General features: G+C 63.2%; 18 protein-coding genes. 6 read left to right on the plus strand and 12 right to left on the minus strand.

What is annotated here, in order from left to right; genetic code table 11:
* Positions 1-4 precede the first annotated feature (4 nt).
* Positions 5-970 (minus strand): glycine betaine ABC transporter substrate-binding protein, encoded by a 966-nt coding sequence (locus SAZ10_RS25160; protein ID WP_318612139.1) that lies wholly within the window; start codon positions 968-970, stop codon positions 5-7.
* 282 nt (positions 971-1,252) lie between these two features.
* Entirely contained in the window at positions 1,253-3,010 is a 1,758-nt protein-coding gene (locus tag SAZ10_RS25165; RefSeq protein WP_318612140.1) for an outer membrane beta-barrel protein, read from the minus strand.
* A gap of 310 nt (positions 3,011-3,320) precedes the next feature.
* On the opposite strand from SAZ10_RS25165, the gene SAZ10_RS25170 reads away from it, so the two are divergent.
* On the plus strand, positions 3,321-4,319 hold the full coding sequence (locus tag SAZ10_RS25170) for a KpsF/GutQ family sugar-phosphate isomerase (protein ID WP_318612141.1): 999 nt from the start codon (positions 3,321-3,323) through the stop codon (positions 4,317-4,319).
* A gap of 86 nt (positions 4,320-4,405) precedes the next feature.
* Positions 4,406-4,603, plus strand: a complete 198-nt coding sequence (locus SAZ10_RS25175) for a DUF2283 domain-containing protein (RefSeq protein WP_318612142.1) — start codon at positions 4,406-4,408, stop codon at positions 4,601-4,603.
* Positions 4,604-4,605: 2 nt separating this feature from the next.
* Here the strand turns inward: SAZ10_RS25175 and SAZ10_RS25180 are convergent, their stop codons facing one another.
* The 6 genes from SAZ10_RS25180 to SAZ10_RS25205 form a co-directional block, all read right to left on the minus strand.
* A complete protein-coding gene (locus SAZ10_RS25180; RefSeq protein ID WP_318612143.1) occupies positions 4,606-5,100 on the minus strand; it encodes an NfeD family protein in 495 nt (164 codons plus the stop codon).
* Positions 5,097-6,095: an SPFH domain-containing protein gene (locus tag SAZ10_RS25185; protein WP_318612144.1), complete on the minus strand. Its 999-nt coding sequence runs from the start codon at positions 6,093-6,095 to the stop codon at positions 5,097-5,099. Before SAZ10_RS25185 ends, SAZ10_RS25180 begins: the two co-directional genes overlap by 4 nt.
* Before the next feature lie 167 nt (positions 6,096-6,262).
* Positions 6,263-7,327 carry a ferrochelatase gene (gene hemH / locus SAZ10_RS25190; RefSeq protein WP_318612145.1) on the minus strand — a complete coding sequence of 355 codons (1,065 nt, stop codon included), beginning with the start codon at positions 7,325-7,327 and terminating at the stop codon, positions 6,263-6,265.
* Between the two features lie 132 nt (positions 7,328-7,459).
* Positions 7,460-9,412: a 5'-nucleotidase C-terminal domain-containing protein gene (locus SAZ10_RS25195; RefSeq protein WP_318612146.1), complete on the minus strand. Its 1,953-nt coding sequence runs from the start codon at positions 9,410-9,412 to the stop codon at positions 7,460-7,462.
* Between the two features lie 232 nt (positions 9,413-9,644).
* Positions 9,645-10,010 (minus strand): hypothetical protein, encoded by a 366-nt coding sequence (locus tag SAZ10_RS25200; RefSeq protein WP_318612147.1) that lies wholly within the window; start codon positions 10,008-10,010, stop codon positions 9,645-9,647.
* Between the two features lie 179 nt (positions 10,011-10,189).
* On the minus strand, positions 10,190-11,635 hold the full coding sequence (locus SAZ10_RS25205; RefSeq protein ID WP_318612148.1) for a homospermidine synthase: 1,446 nt from the start codon (positions 11,633-11,635) through the stop codon (positions 10,190-10,192).
* A 537-nt stretch (positions 11,636-12,172) separates the two neighbouring features.
* Here SAZ10_RS25205 and SAZ10_RS25210 point away from each other — a divergent pair.
* Together SAZ10_RS25210 and ilvD are read left to right on the plus strand one after the other, a co-directional pair.
* On the plus strand, positions 12,173-13,480 hold the full coding sequence (locus SAZ10_RS25210; protein ID WP_318612149.1) for a DUF2778 domain-containing protein: 1,308 nt from the start codon (positions 12,173-12,175) through the stop codon (positions 13,478-13,480).
* 84 nt (positions 13,481-13,564) lie between these two features.
* Complete coding sequence (gene ilvD / locus SAZ10_RS25215) at positions 13,565-15,403, plus strand: dihydroxy-acid dehydratase (protein ID WP_318612150.1); 1,839 nt, start codon at positions 13,565-13,567, stop codon at positions 15,401-15,403.
* Between the two features lie 229 nt (positions 15,404-15,632).
* Here ilvD and SAZ10_RS25220 read toward each other — a convergent pair whose 3' ends face one another.
* From SAZ10_RS25220 to SAZ10_RS25235, 4 genes are all read right to left on the minus strand, one after another.
* On the minus strand, positions 15,633-16,529 hold the full coding sequence (locus SAZ10_RS25220; RefSeq protein WP_318612151.1) for a DUF3445 domain-containing protein: 897 nt from the start codon (positions 16,527-16,529) through the stop codon (positions 15,633-15,635).
* 57 nt (positions 16,530-16,586) lie between these two features.
* Positions 16,587-17,252 carry an aminotransferase class IV family protein gene (locus tag SAZ10_RS25225; RefSeq protein WP_318612152.1) on the minus strand — a complete coding sequence of 222 codons (666 nt, stop codon included), beginning with the start codon at positions 17,250-17,252 and terminating at the stop codon, positions 16,587-16,589.
* Positions 17,201-18,355 carry an aminodeoxychorismate synthase component I gene (locus tag SAZ10_RS25230; protein WP_318612153.1) on the minus strand — a complete coding sequence of 385 codons (1,155 nt, stop codon included), beginning with the start codon at positions 18,353-18,355 and terminating at the stop codon, positions 17,201-17,203. Before SAZ10_RS25230 ends, SAZ10_RS25225 begins: the two co-directional genes overlap by 52 nt.
* 269 nt (positions 18,356-18,624) lie before the next feature.
* Positions 18,625-20,457, minus strand: a complete 1,833-nt coding sequence (locus tag SAZ10_RS25235; RefSeq protein ID WP_318612154.1) for a M3 family oligoendopeptidase — start codon at positions 20,455-20,457, stop codon at positions 18,625-18,627.
* A 196-nt stretch (positions 20,458-20,653) separates the two neighbouring features.
* On the opposite strand from SAZ10_RS25235, the gene SAZ10_RS25240 reads away from it, so the two are divergent.
* The gene (locus SAZ10_RS25240) at positions 20,654-22,177 is read left to right on the plus strand and encodes a sigma-54 dependent transcriptional regulator (protein ID WP_318612155.1); all 1,524 of its coding nucleotides are present in this window, start codon (positions 20,654-20,656) and stop codon (positions 22,175-22,177) included.
* Positions 22,178-22,558: 381 nt separating this feature from the next.
* Positions 22,559-24,466: a DUF882 domain-containing protein gene (locus SAZ10_RS25245; RefSeq protein ID WP_318612156.1), complete on the plus strand. Its 1,908-nt coding sequence runs from the start codon at positions 22,559-22,561 to the stop codon at positions 24,464-24,466.
* Positions 24,467-24,611 lie beyond the last annotated feature (145 nt).

A 24,611-nucleotide genomic window follows, 5' to 3' on the forward strand; every position in this document is an offset into this window, starting at 1 on the left:
TCTCCTACTTCGACCAGGCTCTTAGCCTGTCCTCGTGCTTGGCAATCCAGTCCTGGGCGAACTTGGCCGGATCCTGACGGTCGACCTGCAGCGCATAGGACATCTGGGTGATCTCCTCGGGCGTAAAATCGATGTTGGAGAGAAAGGCTGCCACTTTCGGCAGACGGTCCGCCATTGCGGATCCAAATCCTATGCTGAAATGCGATGCGTCCCATGCGACCGGCGCGTCGGATTTCGACAGCCACTGCGGGTCGTCACTCGGCAGCACGACTTTCCATTTGGCGGGATCGTGCTTGGGTTCCGTCAATTGCACAATGTCATGAAGCTGGAAAACATGGTGCGGGGTGTAGCAGTAGAAGACGATTGGCTGGCCGGTGGCCACGGCTGAATCCACTGCCGCCATAGCGACGTCCTCGGGCATTTGAAGGAGCGTCATCGTTTTGGCATAGCCGTAGCTCTTGGCCCGAATCTTCTCGATGTCGGTCGAGGTCCAGGTCTGAGCGCCGATCCAAATCTCGCCCTTGCCATCTCCATCGGTATCGAAGACAGCTGACTTCTTGGGATCGGTCAGGTCCAAAATATCCCTGACGCCATACTTATCGGCCGTCTCGCGCGTGACGCAGATACCTTGGGTTGCCTGCACGCCCCTGGGGCTGAGCCGTACGGTCTTGCGCTCATCCACATACTTCTTGACGAGCGAATCGAAATTCGGGAGCCAGACCTCGGGAACGATATCGACCTCGCCGGAATCGAGCCCGGCGAACGCGATCAAAGTGCCCATTTCGCGCACCTCGACGTCGAGATGGAACTTCTCCTGAATGCTGTATTTGATGATGTTGGCGGCTGCCTGACCCGATGGCCAGTTGGGCATGGCAATCAGCAGGTCCGCGGCAAGCGCCTGACCGCAGGCGATCGCGAGCCCTAATGCAGCAAGCGACATTCTCATCGCAGCCTGTCGCAGCTTCGACATCAGGCCGGCCTCCTCTGGTCAGTTCTTCCCGATCGGTCCGCCACCTGCAGATTGGACGTTTGAGCCGAAGAATCGAAGTACGTTACGGTAACTAGAGGTAATCGGTTTGCGTGTGACGTAGAGTTCAGAGCAACGTTCGAACGAGACGGCTCGGCGGGCGCGTCTCACCAGAGCCATCGAGCACGCTCTAGGCTCGCTCGCCGCGAGACCGGCATTTGCGGCTGAAAGCAGTCTAATTGCCGATGAGCTGATGACAACCTTGGGGGCGCCGAATTGTGGCTGCTATCGCTGCAGCTTCAGCCCCAGGAAAGCGCTGTTCGCCGTGTAATCGCGGTCCGGCAGCGTGCTCGTCTGCTGCTCGTGCCGCAGCTTGCCGGTCAGCCCGGCATAGCGGTTCAACCAGTAGGTGAGGCTGCTCTCGGCGCTCCAGATCACGTCATGGCCTTCCTCGCCGGTGTAATTCCGATAGCCGGCCCCGAGCGCGACGCCGCCTGTCAGGTTGGCGCGCAACTCGCGCGAGGCGGTGAGCAGGCCGGCATACAGGATCGAGCCGCTCTCATCGGGAGTGGTCGTACCTTCTACCGTGGTCGTCGCGTTGAGGCCGACAAGCGTGCCGCGCTCCGGCGACCAATTGAGCGCTGCCGCCACCGTCGGACCGGAGATCGGCTCCAGCCGGTCATCCTGCAGAGCCTCGTTGATCCAGCCGGCAGCGAGCTCGCCGTTGAACTTCTCGCCGAGATCGAGCTCGACGCCGGCACGGGCTCCGGTTCTCGTCGTGTTGCGGTCGAAGCCGTTGCTGTCGGGCTCCTCGTCATAAAGACGGCGGCCATATTCCAGTTCGACGAAGGGGGTTAGAGCCGGCGAGATCTCATAGCCGGTGCGTAGCACCAGCGCCGCAAGGGTCGAATTGCGATCGGCCTGCGAGACCGTTCCTCCGGTCGAAAGTTCGGCATCGCCGTAGACCTGGCGCTCGACATTGCCGGTCAGCCTGAGCTGGACTTTGCCGAGATCCTTTTCAGCTCCCAGGCTGCCATTGAAGGTCTGCACGATCGGTTCTTCGAGCGTGCCCTCGATCACCACCGGCGAGGAAGCCGATTCCGGCCCGATCTCGTAGCCTAGCGCGGCCAGGAGCTTCCAGTCGTGGCCGAGCTCGCGCTCCATCGCTGCATCGAGCCCGGCGCGAGTCTCTTTGATCTCCTCGCCCGAGATCGTCTTGCGAAAATTACCGAACGCATCAAAACTCGTCTTGTCGCCGCCCCACTCGGAGATGGCGTTCAGGCGGAGCGTGGTTTCCGAGAGCAGGGCCGGCTCGCCCGTGGTGCTGGAATTGGCATTCGAGGTCCAGGTCAGTCCGCTTTCGACGCTCGGCGAGACGACGAAGGTGCCGACCTCGATCCCCACCGGCGCGTAAGGATTGTCTTCGGGCTTCTTCTTCAGGGCTTCGATCGCTTGGGCCCGCTGCTGCTCGGCCTCGGTCCTGAGCTGGTTGTCGCTGTCGACGGTCGGGGCACGGATTGTTCCGGTCGTGTCGACCGCATCGGTTCCATCGTTGCTTTCGTCCGTCAGCCCAGCTGCCCCTTTCTTGCGTGCCGCAGCGAGGCGTCGGGAGGCTGGTTGCTGCGGCTGGTTCAACTTCTTGCGCGCCTCCTCGCGCGCCTGCGCAGTGCTCAGCGGAACCGCTCGCGTCGCCTTCCGAGCCCCGGACGCCTCGCCGCCATCCTGGTCGTCCGCGAAGATCGATTTCGGTCTGAATGACGCAGTAGGGTCGGCATCCTGGTCGGGCGTCGCGCCTCCACTTGCCGGCCGATATGGCTCTGTAGCAACGCCCGTATCGGCTTGTGTTGCGCCAGTCGTTTGCCCGTCGAGCGCGATCGCTGCCTTGTCGAACGGGCTGCCCAAAAGCTGGTTAGTGACCGCGGATTCGGAAACCTCGCCACGCAAGAGCGAGCCTGCATCCTGAGCGAAAGCAATCTGCGGCGCGCAGAGCGCGCTCGCACAGAGGAGCGCTGCGCGGAATACGCCGCGCGGCGTGCGCCTCATCCCCCATGGCCGCACTTGAGATATCGCCACTCGAAAACCCGTCCGCGCCCGTCGCGCCAATCCTTTCCGGACCGTAAATGGCGATGGTTAATGAATGGCGAACGAGTTAAGGGATTAGGGCGGTAGGGCAGTAGGGCAGTAGGGCAGTAGGGCAGTAGGGCAGTAGGGCAGTAGGGCAGTAGGGCAGTAGGTAGCTTCTTCTCGCGCCCTAATGTCCCGCCTCCGTGCGCCCCTTTCCCATACTCCCCTACTGCCTTATTGCCTTACTGCCCTATTGCCCTACTCATCTCTTGTGCTAATCGCTTGCGCCATGCATTCCGGAGGGGTCAAGAAATCGGCTGAAAGGCAGGCGGCGATCGCATCCGCTTTGCGCACCATTGCGACCGAGCAGACCGGAATGGCCGCGCTTGCCGAGGCGCTGAATGCCGGGCTTGCCGAGCCGTTCGGGAGAGCGGTCGAGCTGCTGTCGGGCATCCGCGGGCGCGTCATCGTGACCGGTGTCGGAAAGAGCGGTCATATCGGCACCAAGCTTGCCGCCTCGCTGGCGTCAACCGGCACGCCGGCCTTCTTCGTGCATCCTTCGGAAGCCAATCACGGCGACCTCGGCATGATCGCCCGCGACGACGCCGTCATCGCCATGTCCTGGTCGGGCGAGACGTTCGAGCTCAAGGGCATCGTCTCCTACGCGCGGCGTTTCAACATTCCGATCATCGCCATCACGGCCGGCGAGAATTCCGCGCTGGCGCGCGAGGCGGAGGTCCTGCTCTGCCTGCCGCGCACGCCGGAGGCGTGTCCGCACGGGCTTGCGCCGACCACTTCGACGCTGCTCCAGCTGGCGATCGGCGATGCGCTTGCCGTGGCGCTGCTCGAAGCGCGAGGCTTCACCGCCGATCACTTCCGCACTTTTCACCCTGGCGGCCAGCTCGGTGCGAACCTCACCCATGTCGGCGAGATCATGCACAGGGGCGACGAGATGCCCATTGTGCCGCTTGGCACGAAAATGCCGGAAGCAGTGATGATGCTCGCCAAGAAGCGCTTCGGCTGTGTATGCGTCACCGACGGGGATGGCCGGCTGGCCGGCATCGTCACCGACGGTGACCTTGCCCGTAACCTCCATCTCAACCTGTCGGAACTCGCGGTTGAGGACGTCATGACTCGCGAGCCCAAGACGGTGAAGCCGCAGACGCTTGCAGGCGTTGCGATGGCGCTCCTTAACGACCATCACATCAGCGCACTGATCGTCATCGAGGATGACATGCCGGTCGGCGTGGTGCATTTCCACGATTTGCTCAGGCTAGGGGCGGCTTAGACCGTCCGGGCCAAATGACCAGACCTGGAGAATGCGGACGAAATCCGTATATTGACTGCATTCTTCGATCGGGATGCGCGCAAGCCATGATGACCCCAACAGTCAAATACCGGCCGGACGACAACGCTGCCTATATCAGGCTTTCGTCTGCAAAAATCATGGAGAGCGCCGAAGTTTCCCCTGACGTTATCTTCGACTATGACAAAGAAGGCCGTATCGTCGGCATCGAGCTCCTTAATGCCAGAGAGCAGCTGCCCTCGGACACCCTGACAAAGGCGGCTTGATCTCAGGCGGCCTTCACCGCCTCGACTACCAACTCGAGCCCGGCCGCGGTCGCTGCCGTGACGCGCACTTGCGCTCCCGCCGGCAGGTCCGGACCGGTCACGCGCCAGATCGTGTCGCCGATGCGAACGCGGCCATGCCCGTCCCTGATCGGCTCGGTCAGCGTCGCAATCTTCCCGATCTGTTGCTCGCTGCGGCGGTTGAGCAGCGGCTGGTCGGAGTCATTCTTCCGCGGCCCCATGAGCCGGCTGCCGCCATAGGCGAAGACGACCGAGAGAACGAGGAATACGACGACCTGCACCTGCCATGTCCATAGCGACGCGTCCCACAGGATGAGCGGGATTGCGCCCGGGATCAGGGAGAGCGCGCCCGTGATCAGCGCCGCTATGCCGATCCACAACAGGAAGAACCCCGGCGCTGCGATCTCCATGGCAAGCAGTGCACAGCCGAGGACGATCCAGCTCCAGGGCCCGAGTTCGGTGATGACGCCCTGGATCATGCCTGGGGCCCGTCATCGGATCCGATGTTGCCGGCTGCACCGCGCGGCTCGGCAGGCACGCTGCGCGTGCGGATCGCGCTCTGGCGCGGCGCTGGCGAATGGGACGCATCGGAGCCAAACACTTCGCGGGCGATTGCGCCGATGCCGCCCAGCGATCCGACGAGCGCCGATGCCTCCAGCGGCATCAGCACGATCTTGTTGTTGCTCGAGGAGCCGATGCGGGTGAGAGCCTCGGTGTATTTTTGCGCGACGAAATAGTTGAGCGCCTGCACGTCGCCCTTGGCGATCGCCTCGGAGACAACCTGCGTCGCCCGTGCTTCGGCTTCAGCCTGACGTTCGCGCGCTTCGGCGTCGCGGAAGGCGGCTTCCTTGCGGCCTTCGGCCTCGAGCACCTGCGCCTGCTTCTTGCCTTCGGCCTCGAGGATCTGCGCGCGTTTGTCGCGCTCGGCCTTCATCTGCCGGCCCATCGAATCCACAAGATCCTTCGGCGGGTTGATGTCCTTGATCTCGACGCGGGTCACCTTGATGCCCCAGACATGCGCCGCCTCGTCGACGATCCTCAAAAGCCGCTCGTTGATCTGATCGCGGTTGGAAAGCAGCTCATCGAGGTCCATCGAGCCCATGACGGAGCGAATGTTGGTCATGGTGAGGTTCAGGATGGCATTCTCGAGGCCGGAGACCTGATAGGCGGCCTGCGGTGCATTCAGTACCTGGTAGAAGGCGACGCCGTCGACCGCGACCGTCGCATTGTCGCGCGTGATCACTTCCTGGGTCGGCACATCGAGCACCTGCTCCATCATGTTCATCTTGGCGCCGACACGGTCGACGAAAGGAAAGATGAAGTTGAGGCCCGGCACCAGCGTCCTCGTATAACGGCCGAAACGCTCGACAGTATAATTGTAACCCTGGGGCACCGTCTTGATGCCCATGAAGAGAAACAGAAGCACAAGGATGACCAGGGCCGGAATGACCAGGTCGAATGCAGTGAAGCCCATATCGCCCTCCCGCTAAAGCATGAGAAGGGATAAGGGCAGTAGGGCAATAGGGCAATAAGGCAATAGGAAATGGGCGAGTAGCGGATCGGCAAACGGGATGCTGTGAGCGCGGCGAACTGTCGAAAAGCCTTGTCCGCGGAACAGGGCGGGAGTGCTTTCCTACTGCCCTAAACCCACCCTGCAAGCTCCCGCCGCACCAGCGTCTCGATCACGTCCATGCCTTCGTCGCTGTCGTTGAGGCAGGGGATATGCGAGAAGTTGCTGCCGCCTGCATGAAGGAAGACCTCCCGCACCTCGCCGGCGATCTCCTCCAGCGTTTCGATGCAATCGGCCGGGAAGCCGGGGTTGACGACGGCGATCGACTTCACACCGTCCTGGGCCAGCTTCTCGACGGTCTTGTCGGTGTAGGGCTGGAGCCATTCCTCCCTGCCGAAGCGCGACTGGAAGGTGGTGATCAGCTTCTTCTCGTCTAGGCCGAGCCGCGCCTGCAACAGCCGTGTCGTTGCGAGGCATTGCTCGGGATAGGGGTCACCGCGCTCGGCATAGGAGACCGGGAGGCCGTGATAGGAGGCGAGGATCACCTCCGGCTCAAAATCGAGCGTGGAAAGGTGCTTCTCGATCGAACGGGCGAGCGCTTCGATGTAGACCGGCTCGTCGTAATAAGCGGGTGCCGAGCGCACTGCAGGCATCCTGCGCATCTTCATCAGCGCGCTGTAGAGCTTGTCGTTGGCCGTCGCCGTCGTCGTTGCCGAATATTGCGGGTAGAGCGGAAACATCAGGACGCGCTCACATCCCTGAGCGATGAGCTTCTTCAGCGCGCTCTCGGTGGATGGATTGCCGTAGCGCATGCCCCATTCGACGGCGATGCTGGGTTCGCCGGCGAAGCGCTCGGCGAGCCGGCCCGCCTGTGCCCGGGTGATCGTGAGCAAGGGAGATTCGTTGCGCTCCTTGTTCCAGATCGTCCGGTATTTGGCGCCGGAACTGCGTGGCCGTCTGGTCAGCACGATTCCGTAGAGGATGGGATACCAGATCAGCCGCGGCGTCTCGACCACCCGGCGATCGGAGAGGAATTCGCGCAGATACCGCCACATCGGCCGGAAGTCCGTGCCGTCCGGCGTTCCGAGATTGAGAAGCAATATGCCGACGCGACCGTCGCGGACCGCAGCTGGACGGCCGCCCGGCGGCGAGCCTGCCGCAACGGCGTTGTCAGCAATTTCAGCCTGAACCTTCATGGCTACTCTCTAGTGACAGGCGCCACGAATTCCAATGCTACGTCTGGCCGCATGATCGAGCGAGTAGCGAATAGCGAAATAGCGAAACAGCGAATAGGATTCCCTACTCGCTATTCGCTACTCGCTATTCGCTTACTTGGCTGCCGGAATTTTCAACGTCTTGCCGATCCCCAGGAAGCGCGGCTTGTCGCCGGGATTGGCATCGGCGATGTCGTGCCACTTGGCGCCGTTTTTGTAATAGGTCTCGGCCAGATCCCAGTAAGTGTCCCCGGCGACGACCACATGCGAGGAAGGCGTGGTCGCCGCTTCGGCTGGCTTGGTCTCGGTCGCGGTACCGCCCTGGGCTGAGGGCGCTTCCGGCTGGGCATTCGGCGCCGCGGTGGCGGGCGCCGCATTGTCCGGCTTTGGCGGGTTTGCGGCGTCGCCGGCTGTCGGAGCGCTCTCCGCCGACGGCGCAGTCTCAGCCTGAGCCGTGGTCGTCCCGATCTCGGTGATGCGGCCGTCCAGATACGGCTTATAGGGCCGATGCGCGGCGAGGTAATCCGCCACCACCTGCTCGAGGCCCGGGCCGTAGTCATAGGCGTTCTGGGCGTTGCTGGCGAAGACCTTGTAGCCGTCGCCGCCCTGGCGCACATAGTTGTTCGTCGCCGCCAGATAAGTCTTGCCCGAATCGACCGGCGTCCACACGCCGTTCTCCATCACCTGCACATCGCTGACGCGGCTGCCCGCCGGCTGCGACTTGTCGAAGGCATATTTTAGCCCAGCTACCTGCGCGAAGCGGCCGGCGCCGTCCTCGATCTGGCTGACGCCGTTCTCGAGTGCGTCGACGACATCCTTGCCAGTGATCTTGAAGGTTGCCACCGTATTCTGGAAGGGCAATACGGTCAGCACTTCGCCCATCGTAACCACGCCCTGGTCAATGGAGGCGCGCAGGCCGCCGCCGTTCGTGAAGACGATCTCGACGCCTTGGCCCTTCACCCGGTCGAGAACCGCGTCCGAAACGAGGTTGCCCATCTCGCACTCGCGGGCGCGGCAATTGTCGCGGCTGCCGTCGATCGGCGCGGTCGTTTCCGAAACCTCCTTGGCCTTCAGCTCCTCGATCGGCGCGCCGAGCTCCTTGATGCGTGCGAGCACGGCCGGATCGGGCGTGATCGACTTGTCGAGCAGGATCGGCGCACCGGTCGCTTCCTTGACCACGCCATTGTCATCGAAGACGACCTTTATCTCGCCGAGATATTTCGAATACGAGGCGGCCTGGATGACCGGCACCTTGTAGCCGTCCGGGTTGTCGACCATGGTCGGGTAGGGCCCTTCAGCCTTCGGGTCGGTGTTCGAGAGAAGCGAATGGGAGTGGCCGCCGACCACCACGTCGATGCCCGGGATCTTGGCGATGACATCGCGCTCGCGATTGTAGCCGATATGGGTGAGCGCGATGATCTTGTTGACTCCCTCAGCCTTCAGCTTCTCCACTTCGGCCGTTATCGCCTTGACGTCGTCTTCGATCGTGATGTTCGGTCCGGGCGAAGCGATGTCGACGACGTCGTTGGTCAGGCCGCCGACAATTCCGATCTTCTGCCCCCCGATCTCTAAAACCACCGAAGATTTGACGTGGTCGCCGAGCTTCGACTGTGCGTTCGGCTTCACATTGGCGGTCGTGACCGGGAACATGGCGACATCGAGGAAGGGGGCAATCGCATCTTCACCGTCGTCGAACTCGTGGTTGCCGAGTGTCATGGCATCCGGCTTCATCTGGTTGAGGAATTCGGATTCCGCCTTGCCCTTGTAGGTCGTGTAAAAAAGCGAGCCCTGGAAATTGTCGCCGGCGTCGAGGAAGATCACGTTCTGGCCCGAGAGCCTGTCACGCTCCTGCTTGAGCGCGGTGATCAGGCGTGCCGCGCCGCCGAAGCACTCGCCCTTGCCTTCCTCTTCGGCCGAGCAGGTCGATTCGAACTTGTTGTTCGATTCGATGCGGCTGTGCCAGTCGTTGATATGCAGGATGTTCAACGTGTAGTCGGCAAAGGACATCGATGCCGACATGGCGAGCGCCGACACTGAGATGGCGGTCACCCCTGCGATCTTCTTCATTGTCTTCGTCTCCCATTTGCAATTGCGTATGGCGTTTAGCGCCACTTGTTGAATGTGATGTAACATCCCCCCGTGGCCATGTTTCCATTGGCCAAGCGTGGACGCAAGCGCAAACGAGCGAAGAGGGAACGCGAATAGAGAATAGCGAATAGGGACGAAGTAACCGAGCAGGAATAGCGGGGACGAGCGGAAGGCCGCTGTTCGCTACTCGCTATTCCCTATTCGCCCGTCGTCAGGCCCTGCGCACCAGCGTGAATTGCTGGCCCGCCGAGCTGGTGCAATTCAGTTGCCTGGGTGAAGCGAGCAGGCAGTTGAACGCGATCGGCGACTGGCGGATCACTGAGGTGCCGTTGATCTGGATCGTTGCTCCCGACACGGTATAGGAGCCCTGGGCGAGCATCTTTCCGGTGTCGTTGGCGGTCGTGCTGAATGACCCGCCGGCAAAGCGCGATGTGGCGACTCCGTCGGAGCTCATCCAGTCGCCTTCTACGCCGGTCGGCGCCCGGCTCGTGCCCCCTGGGCCCGCGGTCTGGCAGGCCGCAAGCGCGGCAAGGGCGATGACGACACCGGCAAAAACTGACTTCCGGGCAATGGCCATTGCGAATCCCTCCTGGTGCACGCCGATTCAATCGCCCGATTTGCGGGCGATTGCAAGGTAATGAAGTCAGTAGGGAAGTATGGGAGTAGGGCAATAGGGGAATAAGTTCGCGGGCGAATACCGCACAAATATGTACTCGCCTATTCCTTTACTCCGTTATTCCCCTACTCCCCTATACTTTACCGCACCAGGACGTTGCGGAACTGCCAGGGATCCTTCTCGTCGATATCCTCGGGAAACAGCCCCGGCCGGCCGTCGAGTGGCGTCCATTCGGTATAGAAGCCGTTGACCGGCCCGAGATAGGGGAGCTGCACCTCGAGACAGCGCTTGTAGTCCATCTCGTCGGTTTCGACGATGCCTGCCTTGGGATGCTCCAGTGCCCAGACCATGCCGGCGAGCACTGCGGAAGTCACTTGCAGGCCGGTAGCATTCTGGTAGGGCGCAAGGTCGCGTGCCTCCTCCAGGGTGAGCTGCGAGCCATACCAGTAGGCGTTCTTCTTGTGGCCGTAGAGCAGCACGCCGAGCTCGTCCATGCCATCGACCAGCTCATGCTCGTCCAGCACGTGATGCACAGGCTGCACCTTGCCCGCGGCACCGAATACCTCATGCAGCGAGAGCACCGCGTCATTGCATGGATGGTAGGCGTAGTGGCAAGTCGGCCGGAACGTGACCTCGCCCTTCTTGTCGCGCACGGTGAAATAGTCGGCGATCGAGACCGCCTCGTTGTGCGTGACCAGGAAGCCGTATTGCGGGCCGGGTGTGGGGCACCAGGTGCGCACGCGCGTATTGCCGCCGGGCTGCTCGAGATAGATTGCCGACTTGTGCCCGTGCTTCTGCTTCTTCGCGTTCCTGGGCATCCATTTCTCATGCGTGCCCCAGCCGAGCTCAGCCGGCTGCAGGCCCTCGGAGATGAAGCCCTCCACCGACCAGGTGTTCCAGAACACATTCATGGGCTTCGGGCGCTTGGTGCGCTGCGTGTCGCGTTCGGCAATGTGGATGCCTTTCACGCCAGCCTTCTTCATGAGCTTCGCCCAGCCCTCCCGGTCATGCTGGTCCGGCTCGTCGAATTCCATGCCGAGGTCCTTGGCAAGATTCACGAGCGCCTGTTTGACGAACCAGGAAACCATGCCAGGATTGGCGCCGCAGCAGGAGACCGCGGTCGTGCCGCCAGGCTTGCGCTTCTTCTCCGCGCGCACCGTCTCGCGCAGCGCATAGTTGGTGCGCGCTGCGTTGCCGAGATTCTCGTCGAAATAGAAGCCGAGCCATGGCTCAACCACGGTGTCGACATAGAGCACGTCGAGCTTGCGGCAGAGCTTCATGAGGTCCAACGAGGAGGTGTCGACCGACACGTTGACGCAGAAGCCCTGGCCCTCGCCCTTGGTCAGGAGTGGCGTCAGAAGCTCCTTGTAGTTATCCTTGGTGACTCCCTCCTTCACGAAGGCGATACCGCGCTCGTCGAGCAGCTTGCGGTCGGCGTCATTCGGGTCGATGACCACCATGCGCGACTTGTCGAACTTGAAATGGCGCTCGATCAAGGGCAGCGTGCCGCGCCCGATCGAGCCGAAGCCGATCATCACGATCGGGCCGGTGATCTCGCCGTAAACCGGCCAGTTCTGCTTCGCCATGCTGGAATACTCCCCCGGCAAACTTTCTCAAAAACGCGAATCCGCGCGCTCAACGGCCGCGCGCTAGATCATAGATTGCTGTCACAATAAAGGAAAAATCTCTGATTGCGTCCAGGCAGTGTAGCTCAATCAGGCCCGTTCACCGGCTTGCGACTGCATTATCGGGCGTTCTGGCCCCATTATCGCCACGAAGGAGAAGAATTGTCGCATTCTCGCTGTGCCGAGCAGGAGAGGGCCAGCTGAAGCTATACGGGAACGCAAGTCCAACTTGGTTGGAGTTGCATGGCTAAGCTGTGGCCTAGTGCGGGCGCCGACACAATCAGACTGGAGAGTTGAGAGGGGAAGACATCGTTAACCTTAATCATTCATGCTCTTGCCGGGTCGCAATGGGCCGGGGATGGCCTCGTGACCGCAAGTCTAAACTGCCCGGCGACAAGTTCGGGCAGCCTGTCCATCGGACGAATTGGGTACGCGTAAGTGGGTAAATCGTCTCGCTCTCGCGCTCAGGGGAGCGCGCGTCGATCTCTGATCTCGGTCATGCGCCGGCCGTGGTTCATCACCTATTCGGTTGCGGTGGCGGCCACGGGAGTGATCGGCGTCATCAATGCACCGAGCGCCCCTGGCAAGCCGGCAGACACGGCTGGTGCGCTGTCCCAGATAAGAATGGCATCGATCGCGCCGTCGCTGGACTGGGCGCCAATCGCCTCTCGCCAGAACCAGCTGGTCGCCTCGGTGGCGAGCGCGCCGATCAGCGCGAGGTTCGGCCATAACTGGTATGAGCATCTGGGTGGCGCGGCACCCTCACCCTCAGGGGATGCGGCCCGCAGCGATCGGCTGGCACTTCTGGGCAAACGCCTTGCGTCGGCGAAGTCGGTCGCTGCAGTTGAGCTTACCAAGGGGAGGGTTGCGCGCGCAGCCGCCGCACCCGCCGTGCCTCTGCCTCAGCCCGCGCCCGAGCGCTTCCTGGGCACGGCTACGCCTGCCGATGCTGCCGCGCCGATCGTGCTTGCCTACGCCGATCCTTCGCCGACTGCGGCCGGCGGAGCGCTCGAAGCGCTGCTTGCCGGCGATGCTGGAAGCCTTGGGATTGACGGGCTGCTCGCGAAAGACGACGGGGCTCTGCCGCAGGACGTGCCGGTTCCGCTCGCGCGCCCGAAGATCGACAGGCCGAAGATCGAGGAGCCAGCAGCGGACAAGGCGGACGTGGCGAAGCCGCAAGCCGAACAGCCGGGCCCTGTCAGGCGGCAGCCGGACGCGTCCGCGCGCGAGACCACGCCCCCGCCCCAGCCGCCGCGCGAAAAGGAAACCAAAATGGCATTTGCCCGGCCCGATAGCCCGGCGGCCAGCAGCCCGGCCGAGGACGCCGATCGCGGTGGCGGCTTCCTCAGGCGTCTGTTCCGCGGTGGTGGGCGTGCGAGCGCAGGCGACGGTGTCGCCGTCTATGATATCAGTGCCCAGACTGTTTACATGCCTGACGGCACGAGGCTCGAAGCGCATTCCGGCGTCGGTGAGATGGCCGACGATCCGCGCTATGTGCATGTAAAGATGAACGGTCCGACGCCCCCGCACACTTATGTGCTCCAGATGCGCGAAAAGCGCTTCCATGGCGTCGAAGCCATTCGCATGCTGCCGGAGAACGGCAGGAATCTCTACGGTCGTGACGGCTTCCTGACTCATAGCTATTTGATGCGCGGCCGCCGCGCCCAATCGCACGGTTGCGTCGCTTTCGCGGACTACCCGCGCTTCCTCGCGGCCTTCAAGGCGGGCAAGGTCAAGAAACTGGTCGTCGTGTCCGGCAGCGGCAAGCGCAACGTGCGCATGGCCAAGAACGGCCAGGGCGCCTGAGGGGCGCCACTTCCTGCAACTGACCCTTTTCCCGCAAGGGAATCGGCGCTATCAGGCCTCCTTGGTATCAGTCAGGATCGTCGCATGCCTACTTATCGCTCACGCACCACCACCCATGGCCGCAACATGGCCGGCGCCCGCGGGCTCTGGCGCGCCACTGGCATGAAGGACGGGGATTTCGACAAGCCGATCATCGCGGTGGTCAACTCGTTCACGCAGTTCGTGCCCGGCCATGTGCATCTCAAGGATCTCGGCCAGCTCGTCGCGCGGGAAATCGAGGGCGCAGGCGGCGTCGCCAAGGAGTTCAATACCATCGCGGTCGACGACGGTATCGCCATGGGCCATGACGGCATGCTCTATTCGCTGCCGTCTCGCGAGATCATCGCCGACAGTGTCGAATACATGGTCAACGCGCATTGCGCCGACGCGATGGTCTGCATCTCCAACTGCGACAAGATCACGCCCGGAATGCTGATGGCCGCGCTCAGGCTCAATATCCCTGCCGTGTTCGTTTCGGGCGGGCCGATGGAAGCCGGCAAGGCGGTGGTGAAGGACAAGCTTCAGGCCCTCGATCTGGTCGACGCCATGGTCATGGCCGCCGACGACGCATATACAGACGCGGAAGTGCAGACGATCGAGGAAGCCGCCTGCCCGACATGCGGCTCCTGCTCGGGCATGTTCACCGCCAATTCGATGAACTGCCTGACCGAGGCGCTTGGCCTGTCGCTGCCCGGCAACGGCTCGACGCTCGCAACCCATTCCGACCGAAAGCGGCTGTTCGTCGAGGCTGGCCACCTGATCGTTGACCTCGCCCGCCGCTACTACGAGCAGGACGACGAGACCGCGCTGCCGCGTTCGATCGCCGGCAAAGCGGCGTTCGAGAACGCCATGGCGCTCGATATCGCCATGGGCGGTTCGACCAATACGGTGCTGCATATCCTGGCGGCGGCCTATGAAGGCGGTGTCGATTTCACCATGGACGACATCGATGCGCTTTCGCGCAAGGTACCGGTGCTGTGCAAGGTTGCGCCCGCCAAGAGCGACGTACATCTGGAGGATGTGCACCGCGCCGGCGGCATCATGGCAATCCTCGGCCAGCTCGATCGTGCCGGCCTGATCAACCGCGACGTGCCGACGGTGCATGCCCTTACGATGGGGGATGCGATCGACCGCTGGGACATCTCGCGCACGAACAGCGAAAGCGTGCGCAATTTCTACATGGCTGCACCGGGAGGCGTGCGTACGACGCAGGCCTTCAGCCAGTCGAACCGCTGGGCCGAGCTCGACCTCGACCGTAAGGCCGGTGCAATTCGCTCGCCTGAGAGCCCGTTCTCGAAAGACGGAGGGCTCGCGGTTCTCAAGGGCAACATCGCGCTCGAGGGCTGCATCGTCAAAACGGCTGGAGTCGACGAGTCCATCCTGAAATTCACCGGCCCGGCAGTGGTTTACGAGAGCCAGGACGCGGCGGTGAAAGGCATTCTCTCCAACGAGGTGAAGGCCGGCGATGTGGTCGTCATTCGCTATGAGGGCCCGCGCGGCGGACCGGGCATGCAGGAGATGCTCTACCCGACCAGCTACCTGAAATCGAAGGGCCTCGGCAAAGCCTGCGCGCTCTTGACGGACGGGCGCTTCTCCGGCGGCACGTCGGGCCTATCCATCGGGCATGTCTCGCCGGAAGCCGCCGAGGGCGGCACGATCGGCCTGGTGCATCCCGGCGATATCATCGAGATCGACATTCCCGGCCGCACGATCAACCTCAAAGTCGATCCGTCGGTCCTCGAGGCGCGGCGGGCCGAGCAGGACAGGCTGGGCTGGAAGCCGGCCGAGAAGCGCAAGCGCAACGTGACACCGGCTCTCAAGGCCTACGCCGCCTTCGCGACCAGCGCTGCGCGCGGAGCGGTGCGCGACCTCGGCGAAGGCTGAGCGGTTGGCGGGTTCCGCAAATCGCTTTGCGCTGGCGCTGCCCCTCACCCGCCCCCTCTCCCCGTAAAGGACGGGGAGAGGGGGCGGCAACGTCTCAGAATCCCCTCTCCCCGTCTTTCACGGGGAGAGGGTAAGGGTGAGGGGCGGCGCCAACCTAAAGTGAGAAGGCTTTAAACGGGGGTGATAGACCGTCGAAGGCGGACGGAACATTGTCCATCTCCAGCCTCAATCAAGCCTCGGCCATCGCCCTCAGCCGCTCGACCAGCCGATCGCGGTCCGCCGACAAGCCTTTATAATCCACCTGCGCCTCATCGAGCGCCACCAGCTGCGCCGCGAAGGAGGCGGCAAGTGTGGCTCTGTGCGGATGGCTTTCGAGCACTTGCATCGGGTCGAGATAGATGCGGATCGTGAAAAGGACATCACCCGATTTCGGCAGCTTGCGAAGCGTTTGTCGCTCGACGCGGATGAAGGCGTTCGCCGCGACATCAGTTTCCGCAAAGTGCGAAGGCTTGCGCTCGGCGCGCTCTTGCCGGCCCGCATTCGACAGCGGCATGTAGAGCGCCGAGCCGGCCTGCAGCGACCAGTTCATGCGCTCGACCGGCTGTGCCACCTGCAACTTATCGAAGATGCGCTGGATGACGTCGGCGATCCGCGTGCCGGGGCCGAAGCCAGGCACCGGCGTGTGGATGTCCTGCAGCGGCTTGCCGAACTTCTCAGTCAAAGACCACGAGGAGGGAAAGCACAGCGAAGCCGCCACCAGCCGCCACCCTTCTTCATCCCGCCGCATCAGGACGAGATCCTCCTGCACGAGAAGGGACGCGGCGTAGAGCGGATGGGCATTGAGGGAGGCGCCATTCGGCGACAGCGGCGACTCGTTCGGCACTAGCGTCGGAAAACGTTCGCGCATGTGGCTGGCGACGAGATGGAGCACCTCATGCTGCGCGTCCTGCGTCCCTTCTTCCGCAACGAACACCTTGTCCGGGATTTCCGCATAGATCCGCCGTTTTTCGGCGAGATAAGTCTCATATTGCCCATCGACATCGAGCCAGAGAGCAGCATCGAGCGGCTTCAGGCCGATCGTGAACGGCTTGGTGGAGCCGTCATAGGGCGTATGGGTGGGCATCATTGGTGCGCAGGTCCTCCACCGGTTGGATAGCTGACCCTTTCGGCAGGGGCAACGTCCTCACCCGGTCAGTTTCGCGGGAATGAGCCCACGCAGTGAGTTGCCGACGAACAGGCTTTCCGCCTCGGTCAGGTCGTCCGGGCCGAGCACCGCTTCGCGGGCATGGCCATCGGCAAGAAGCTCGGCACGGAGCACGCCTGGCAGGAGGCCCGAAGCGAGCGGCGGCGTGAGCAGCACGCCGTCGCCGGCATCCAGGAACACGTTGGTGATCGTCCCCTCGCAGACCTCGCCCCTCTCATTGAGCAGGATCACCTCGTCGGCGTGGTGCAAATGGTATTCGGATCGCGCCTTCACAAAAGCCTCGCGCCAGGTGGTCTTATGGCGCAGCAACCGCTCTCCCGAATGGAGACGGGTGCTTGCGATGCGCAGATCCCAGACCCGATATTGCGGCAGCGGCTCGTAGGGTTGCGTGGAGGCCGTCGCCTCGCCATCCGCGGAAAGCACGAGCCGGACCCGCAGTGGTTTGTCATGCCCGACGACGGCGTTCCTCAGCGCTGAATCGATCCTATTCGGATCGTGGCTGAAACCCAGTTCCGTAGCCGAAGCATGGAGCCGTGCCAGATGCCGTTCGAGCCGCACGAAACCGGTGCCCGGCTCCCAGCGCATCGTCTCGATCAGGTCGAAGCGGGTTCCGCCCCTGTTGCGAAGCGTGCCTTCAGGAGACATTCCGCATATTCCTCCTCGGCGGACGAGTCGAAAACCACACCGCCCCCGACATTGTAAACCGCTTCACCCTGTCCGAAGAGCGAGATGGTGCGGATCGCGACGTTGAAACGCATCGGCCCGTCCGGCGCGATCCAGCCGATCGCGCCGCAATAGGCGCCGCGCGGTCCTGCCTCCAGCGCACGGATCACCTCCATCGCCCTGATCTTCGGCGCACCGGTGATCGAGCCGCAAGGAAACAGCGCCGCAAAAATGTCGGCGATCCCGAGGCCGGGCAGCAGCTTGGCGCGCACCGTGCTCACCATCTGGTGGACTGTCGGATAGGCCTCGACCTTGAAGAGTTCCGGCACGGAGAGCGTGCCGACTTCGGAGATGCGCGAGATGTCATTGCGCAACAGGTCGACGATCATGCGGTTCTCGGCCTGGTTCTTGGGATCGGTGGCGAGGAACCGCTTCAGACGCTCGTCTTCCCTCTTGGTTGCGCCGCGCGGCGCGGTGCCCTTCATCGGCCGCGTCTCGATCCAACCCTCGGTATCGACTTCGAAGAAAAGCTCGGGTGAGCGCGACAGCACGACCGGCTCGCCGAGCGCGACTAGCGCGCCATACTTGACCGGTTGCCGCGCGGTGAGTGCGTTGAAGGCCGACAGCGGAGCGCCGCTCCATTGCGCATGGACAGGGAAGGTGAGGTTCACCTGGTAGCAGTCGCCCTCGCGCAGGTGTCGATGCACGCGCCCGAAGCGGGGTTCGTAGTCGGCAAAGTTCCAGGCGGCTCTGGCCTCGAAGATCGGGCCGTTGGTCGGCTGCTCAGGCTGACGCGGCAGGATCGCGTCCGACGGGGCGTCAAACACGCCGAAGACGAGCAGCGGCCCGCGCCGCCCTTCCGGAAGCAGCGGCCTCAGCTTTTTCTCCAGGAGATAGCCGGCCTCGTAGGAGAAATAGCCGGCAAGCCACCGGGCGGCCTGCCGCGCGGCTTCCATCTCGTCGAGTGCGGCGAAGAAGCCTGCCTCGTCATGAGCGGTGATGATTTTTTCCGGTTCGCGAAACAGGGTGTCGCGGCCGGCGAGGTCGTCGCGGAAGAGGATGAAGGGGGAGGGCGGCGCGGACATGATTGCGCGACGCTAATGTTGAAAGGTCGGCGCCCTTGTGCGCCCCCCTCTGTCCTGCCGGACATCTCCCCCACAAGGGGGGAGATTGGACGGCCGTTTTTGTTTTCGCCAATCACCAACATCGAAGGTTGGCGAAATCAATGATGACAGCCAATCTCCCCCCTTGTGGGGGAGATGTCCGGCAGGACAGAGGGGGGCGACGTAGAGCATCAAGGCTGAATGTTGACTGCTGTGCCGAAGGTGTAAACGTCCAGCCGCGACATGCTCGCCTATTCCAACGCCTCCAACTCGTCGATCAGGCTGCCGATCACGCCGAGCCCGATCTGCCAGAAGGCAGGGTCGGAGGCGTCGAGCCCGAAGGGCGCCAGGAGCTCCTTGTGATGCTTGGTGCCGCCCGCCTTCAGCATCTCGAAATATTTCTCCTGAAAGCCGCGCTCGGCGTTCTGGTAGACCGCGTAGAGCGAGTTCACCAGGCAGTCGCCGAAGGCATAGGCGTAGACATAGAAGGGCGAATGGATGAAGTGCGGCACATAGGTCCAGAACACTTCGTAGCCCTTGAGCAGCCGGATCGCCGGCCCGAGACTCTGTGCCTGCACGTCGAGCCAGAAGTCGCCCAGCTGCTCGGCGGTCAGCTCGCCGTTCTTGCGCTCAGTATGTACCTTGCGCTCGAACTCGTAGAAGGCGATCTGGCGCACGACCGTGTTGATCATATCCTCGACCTTCTGGGCAAGCATGGCTTTCCGCTCGCGCCGGTCGGTGGTACGCTCGAGCAGCGATCGGAAAGTCAGCATCTCGCCGAATACCGAGGCGGTCTCGGCAAGCGTCAGCGGGGTCGCCGCCATGAGCGCACCCTGGCCGCCAGCCAGCACCTGGTGCACGCCATGGCCGAGCTCATGCGCAAGCGTCATCACGTCGCGCGGCTTGCCCTGGTAGTTGAGCAGAACATAGGGGTGCACCGAAGGAACCGTCGGATGGGCGAAGGCGCCCGGCGCCTTGCCTGGCCGTACCGGAGCATCGATCCAGTTCTTCTCGAAAAAGGGCCGGGCGATCGCGGCCATTTCGGGGGCGAAGCCTCCATAGGCGGAGAGCACCGTGTCTTTCGCTTCCTCCCAGCCGATCGTCGCCTGAGGCGTCTCCGGCAGCGGCGCGTTGCGATCCCAATGGTTCAGCGCATCCATGCCGAGCCATTTCGCCTTCATCGCGTAATAGCGATGCGAGAGTCGCGGATAGGCTTCGCGCACGGCCTCCGCCAGCGCGTCGACCACGTCGCGTTCGACCCGGTTCGCGAGATGGCGTGAATCCGCGATGTCCTTGAAGCCGCGCCAGCGGTCGGAAATCTCCTTGTCCTTGGCGAGCGTGTTGGTGATCAAGGTGAAGGTGCGCAGGTTGTCCGTGAAGGTCTTGGCGAGCGCCTCTGCCGCCATGCGGCGCATTTCCGGGTTGGCGTCCTGCAGCCGGTTCAGCGCCGGCTCCAGCGTCAGCTCCTCGCCGTCCACTGAAAAGCGCAGGTCGGCCATCGTCTCGTCGAACAGCCTGTTCCAGGCGCCGCGGCCGGTGATCGATTTCTCGTGGAAGAGCTGCTCGATGCGATCCTCGAGCTGGTAGGGCTTGTCCTTCCTGAGGTCCAGCACCCATGGCCGGTAGTGGCCGAAGCCAGGGTCGGCGTCCAGTGCCGCAGATACCAGCTTGTCGTCCACCTGGTTGAGTTCCAGCGCGAAGAACAGAAGATGCGCGCTGGCATCGGTCATCTTCTCCTGGATGTCGCCGTACAGCTTGGCGCGCTTGGGATCGGTGGTGTTGCCGGCATAGACCAGTGCCGCATAGGAGACCAGGCGACCAATCAGCTCGTCCAGCGCTTCGTATTCCCTGAGGCATTGGCCGAGGCTACCAACTGCGCCTTTGGCCGCCTCGGCCGCGAGCTTGCCTTTCCAGCGCGCCTCGAACGCAATTGCGTCCGTGGCGGCTTTGTCGAGGTCGCGCTTCAGTTCGGAAGCCTCCATGCCGGCATAGAGGTCGGCGAGGTTCCATTCGGGAAGCTCGCCGAGCGCGGAGGTTCCGGTGCTCGCAGCAGCCTTCGCCGTCGGGTTGGTTGTGCTCGTCATTGTCCAGAACCTTGCATGCGAGGAGGGGCCGGTGGTGTCAGGCTGCCTCGGAGTTTCGGGCGAGTCGTGTCACCCGCAACCTCGACACAAACTGGCAAGAAATCGTTCACCGGCTTTCTTGAACCCTTATTTAGAACCCTGTGCCAGGATGATCCAGCCGACATTATTCCAACATGCGAGATTCCGCTGAGAGGCCATGGCCGCTCCGATCCTCATCGTTGACGACGATCCCGTCCAGCGTCGCCTGCTGGAAGGCGCCGTCACGAGATTCGGTCATGAGGCGATCCTCGCCGATGGCGGCGAAGCCGCGTTGAAGGCGCTGGACGGACCGCAGGGCCGCGACATCGGCGCCGTCATCCTCGACCTTGCCATGCCCGGCATCGATGGGCTTGGCGTCCTGAAGGGCATGCGCGAGCGCGAGGTCGCGCTCCCCGTCATCGTGCAGACCGCGCAGGGCGGCATCGAGACCGTGGTTTCCGCCATGCGCGCCGGCGCTTTCGATTTTGTGGTCAAGCCGGCTTCGCCCGAGCGGCTCAAGACCGCCATCACCAACGCGCTCAAGGTAGAGGCGATGGAGGACGCGCGGCGTACGAAGCGGCCGCCGGCCGGCCTGATCACTTTCCGCGATCTCGTCACCCGCGGTCCGGCCATGGAACGTGTGATTCGGCTCGGCCAGAAGGCAGCCTCCTCGAACATCCCGATCCTGATCGAGGGCGAATCGGGCGTCGGCAAGGAGCTGGTCGCGCGTGCCATCCAGGGCTCGGGCGAGCGTCGCGGCAAGCCATTCGTGCCGGTGAATTGCGGCGCAATCCCGCAGAATCTCGTCGAGAGCATTCTGTTCGGCCATGAGAAAGGCGCCTTCACCGGCGCGACCGAGAAGCACCCCGGCAAATTCGTCGAGGCGCATGGCGGCACGCTGTTCCTCGATGAGATCGGAGACCTGCCGCCCGAAGTGCAGGTCAAGTTGCTGCGCGCCGTGCAGGAGGGCGAAGTCGACCCGGTCGGCGCAAGGTCGACCGTCAAGGTCGATATCAGGCTGATCTCTGCCACCCATCGCGATCTCCTGCAGCAGGTGCGCGACGGCCGCTTCCGGGAGGACCTCTACTACCGGCTTCACGTCTTTCCGATCTTCGTGCCGCCGCTGCGCGACCGGCGCGAGGACATCGAGCCGCTGGTCACACATTTCATGGCGCGTTTCGCAAGGAGCCAGTCGTCCCTCAAGGCGCGGACAATTGCGGGCAGCGCGCTTGCCATGCTGAAAGCCTATGACTGGCCGGGCAACATCAGGCAGCTCGAGAACGCGGTTTTCCGGGCGATGGTGCTGAGTGACGGCGAAATGCTGAGCGTCGAGGATTTCCCGCAAATCCGCGCACAGCTCGAGGATATTCCGGAGCTGAAGCACACTGCAGTCGACACGAGTGCAACTTCAGGCAAACCCGAACAGCTGGCGGACGCAAGCACCGCCACGCGCGATGCGAACGCGGCAAGCGGCCTTGCCGATCGGCGCCCGATGCCGGCCGGCATCGGTGCGCTCAGCGCCCTCGACCAAAACGGCAATGTCCGAACGCTCGCCGAGGTCGAGCTGGAGATGATCCGCCTTGCCATCGAACACTATGGTGGCCAGATGAGCGAGGTTGCGCGCCGCCTCGGCATCGGACGATCGACGCTCTACCGCAAGCTCAAGGAATATGGGATCGACCCCGAGACGGGCCGGGGTTGAAACGCCTCCAACGCACAATCTTGATGAGGCAGGCTACGCAGACAGGCGTGCCGTTGTTCACCTGCCGGCGGTGATTTGGCCATTTCAGGCAAGCAGCTTGAGCTCGCCCGCAAGAACCGGCGCCTCGTGCAGCTCAAGAATTAGTGGGGAGATGGTCGCCCAATCTGGCTTAGCAGCTGGTCCGGCCGCTGCTTTTGCCTGTGAAACCACTGGTTTACCCTGAATCCAGTGCTGGACTTTTCGTCACCGTCCCGCCACCTTGTTACCGCATTTCGGCTTCAATAAACAGTGATTAACCATTAGGATCGATATTCGGACGTCCTACTCAGCGTCCGAAGATCAAATCCGGGGACAAAATGCCAGCCAACAAGGCCTTTTGATTTGATAGGGATTCTGTGGCCAGCAGGCGGCCGGTCAAGCGCCGGGTCCGTCGGAGGGAAACGGTATTTTGCGGCATTTCTTGCTCTGGGCTTCGCGCTTATCGGGGCAAGCAGCGCCAGTGCTGACACGCGCTCGCTGAAGCTTTTCAACCTGCACACCCGCGAGAAGGCCGAGATCGTCTTCAAGCGCGACGGCCGCTTCGATTCCGACGGGCTCCGCAAGCTCAACATGTTCCTGCGCGACTGGCGCAAGAACGAGCCGACCAGGATGGATCCACGGCTGTTCGACGTTATCTGGGAGGCCTACAGGCAGAGCGGCTCCAGCGAATATATCAACGTCGTATGCGGCTACCGCTCGCCGGAGACCAACTCCATGCTGCGCAGTCGCTCGCGGGGCGTCGCCAAGCAGAGCCAGCACATGCTCGGCAGGGCGATGGACTTTTTCATCCCGGGTGTTCCGTTGAAGAAGCTGCGCGAGATTGGCCTCAAGATGCAGGGTGGCGGTGTCGGCTATTATCCGACATCCGGCTCACCCTTCGTGCATTTCGACGTCGGCAATGTGCGGCACTGGCCGAAGATGAGCCGGCAGGAGCTGATTGCGCTCTTCCCGAACGGCAAGACGCTGCATATCCCGTCCGACGGCAAGCCGCTGCCCGGCTTCGAGGAGGCGGTCGCATCATACGAGGCGCGCAAGAAGAGCGGCGAGGTGGCGATCGCAGCTCTCGGCTCGAGATCCTCCAGCTCACGCTCCGGCGGACTGCTCGCCAGGTTGTTCGGAGGCGGCGGTGGTGCCGATGACGAAGAGGATAGCGCCCAAGGGGCCGGTAGTGCCGGGGCTGACGACGAGGGCGCTCAACCCCAACCGACAACCGTCGTGGCGAAAGCCGAGGTAAGGTCGGACGATGCCAAGCCTGGCAACGCGAAGCCCGGCAACAAGATCCGAATCCTGTCGCCTGATCAGGCCAACCGCGCCGATGTCCCCGGCGTAACAGCGGAACCGCAGCCGCAGACAATCGTCGCGGCATTGCCCCCGCGCGACGTTCCGCTCCCTCAGGTCGCGCCGCGACCCCAGGTCGATGTGGGGCCGAATCCGGCGGGACTCTACGGCGCCAATGGTCAGCCGGGAGCTGAACCCGAGACTTTGGTCGCATTGAACATCCCGGTTCCGACTCCGCGCCCCGAGATCGTGACCGCGCCACCGCCGGAGCTCGCCGGCGACAAGCCCGCGATAACCGAAGCTGCCTATGTCGTCGCCGACGCCAAGGCGCCTCTTCCGACGGGGCGCCCGGGCGATGTCGATGACGACGAGATCGCGCCGCTGATCGCTGCGATGCCTGAACCGCGTCCGGAAGACGATCTGGATGACGGCGAGGACGCCTATACGGTTGCGGCGCTGCCCGAAACAGTACCGGTTGCCGCCATGTCTGCCGCAACTGCTCCTGTCGCACCGCCACCCATTCCTGTCGCAGCTCCCTTCCGGGCCTCTCCGGAGGAGATAATTCCCGAGGTGAAGACGCCTCAAGCTGAAGTGCTGAGCTATGCGGCCTCGCCGCGCACCGCGCTCGTCAATCGTGCGCCGGGCACCGACCCGACGGCGGCCGTCACTTCGGCAGTGAAGACCACCGCCAAGGCGGCCCGACCGACCCGCAACGACCTGAAGAAGGGCGCCAGGCTGCCCATGACCGTCGCCGCGCAGCCGACCGATGCGCGTTGGGCGCTGGACAGGTCCTATGTGATGCAGAAGACGCAGGACAAGACGGCGCCGTCCGTTGCGCATAGCCTGGTGCGCCACGCCCCAACCGAGGTCTACACCGCCGGTTTCCAGCAGGGCACCGAGATCGCGGACGCGAACCGTTTCACAGGCAAGGCCGTCACTTTCCTGTCGGTGGCCAAGTTCAGCACGAATTGATCTGGCGCGGGATGAGTTGGACTGTCCTCTCGTAAAAATCGGCCGATGTCGCAGACTGCCTGCACGACAACCCGCTTGGCGCTGGCGCTGCCCCTCACCCTCTCCCCGCAAAAGGGGGCGGCAACGTCTCAGAATTCCCTCTCCC

It is taken from the genome of Mesorhizobium sp. BAC0120 (genome assembly GCF_033542235.1).
Classification (GTDB): domain Bacteria; phylum Pseudomonadota; class Alphaproteobacteria; order Rhizobiales; family Rhizobiaceae; genus JAWRCU01.

Bases quoted from the DNA above. Each gene is read 5' to 3' on its own strand.
- SAZ10_RS25160 (WP_318612139.1), bottom strand. From the start codon at position 970: ATGTCGAAGCTGCGACAGGCTGCGATGAGAATGTCGCTTGCTGCATTA.
- SAZ10_RS25165 (WP_318612140.1), bottom strand. From the start codon at position 3,010: ATGAGGCGCACGCCGCGCGGCGTATTCCGCGCAGCGCTCCTCTGTGCG.
- SAZ10_RS25170 (WP_318612141.1), top strand. From the start codon at position 3,321: ATGCATTCCGGAGGGGTCAAGAAATCGGCTGAAAGGCAGGCGGCGATC.
- SAZ10_RS25175 (WP_318612142.1), top strand. From the start codon at position 4,406: ATGATGACCCCAACAGTCAAATACCGGCCGGACGACAACGCTGCCTAT.
- SAZ10_RS25180 (WP_318612143.1), bottom strand. From the start codon at position 5,100: ATGATCCAGGGCGTCATCACCGAACTCGGGCCCTGGAGCTGGATCGTC.
- SAZ10_RS25185 (WP_318612144.1), bottom strand. From the start codon at position 6,095: ATGGGCTTCACTGCATTCGACCTGGTCATTCCGGCCCTGGTCATCCTT.
- hemH (WP_318612145.1), bottom strand. From the start codon at position 7,327: ATGAAGGTTCAGGCTGAAATTGCTGACAACGCCGTTGCGGCAGGCTCG.
- SAZ10_RS25195 (WP_318612146.1), bottom strand. From the start codon at position 9,412: ATGAAGAAGATCGCAGGGGTGACCGCCATCTCAGTGTCGGCGCTCGCC.
- SAZ10_RS25200 (WP_318612147.1), bottom strand. From the start codon at position 10,010: ATGGCCATTGCCCGGAAGTCAGTTTTTGCCGGTGTCGTCATCGCCCTT.
- SAZ10_RS25205 (WP_318612148.1), bottom strand. From the start codon at position 11,635: ATGGCGAAGCAGAACTGGCCGGTTTACGGCGAGATCACCGGCCCGATC.
- SAZ10_RS25210 (WP_318612149.1), top strand. From the start codon at position 12,173: ATGCGCCGGCCGTGGTTCATCACCTATTCGGTTGCGGTGGCGGCCACG.
- ilvD (WP_318612150.1), top strand. From the start codon at position 13,565: ATGCCTACTTATCGCTCACGCACCACCACCCATGGCCGCAACATGGCC.
- SAZ10_RS25220 (WP_318612151.1), bottom strand. From the start codon at position 16,529: ATGATGCCCACCCATACGCCCTATGACGGCTCCACCAAGCCGTTCACG.
- SAZ10_RS25225 (WP_318612152.1), bottom strand. From the start codon at position 17,252: ATGTCTCCTGAAGGCACGCTTCGCAACAGGGGCGGAACCCGCTTCGAC.
- SAZ10_RS25230 (WP_318612153.1), bottom strand. From the start codon at position 18,355: ATGTCCGCGCCGCCCTCCCCCTTCATCCTCTTCCGCGACGACCTCGCC.
- SAZ10_RS25235 (WP_318612154.1), bottom strand. From the start codon at position 20,457: ATGACGAGCACAACCAACCCGACGGCGAAGGCTGCTGCGAGCACCGGA.
- SAZ10_RS25240 (WP_318612155.1), top strand. From the start codon at position 20,654: ATGGCCGCTCCGATCCTCATCGTTGACGACGATCCCGTCCAGCGTCGC.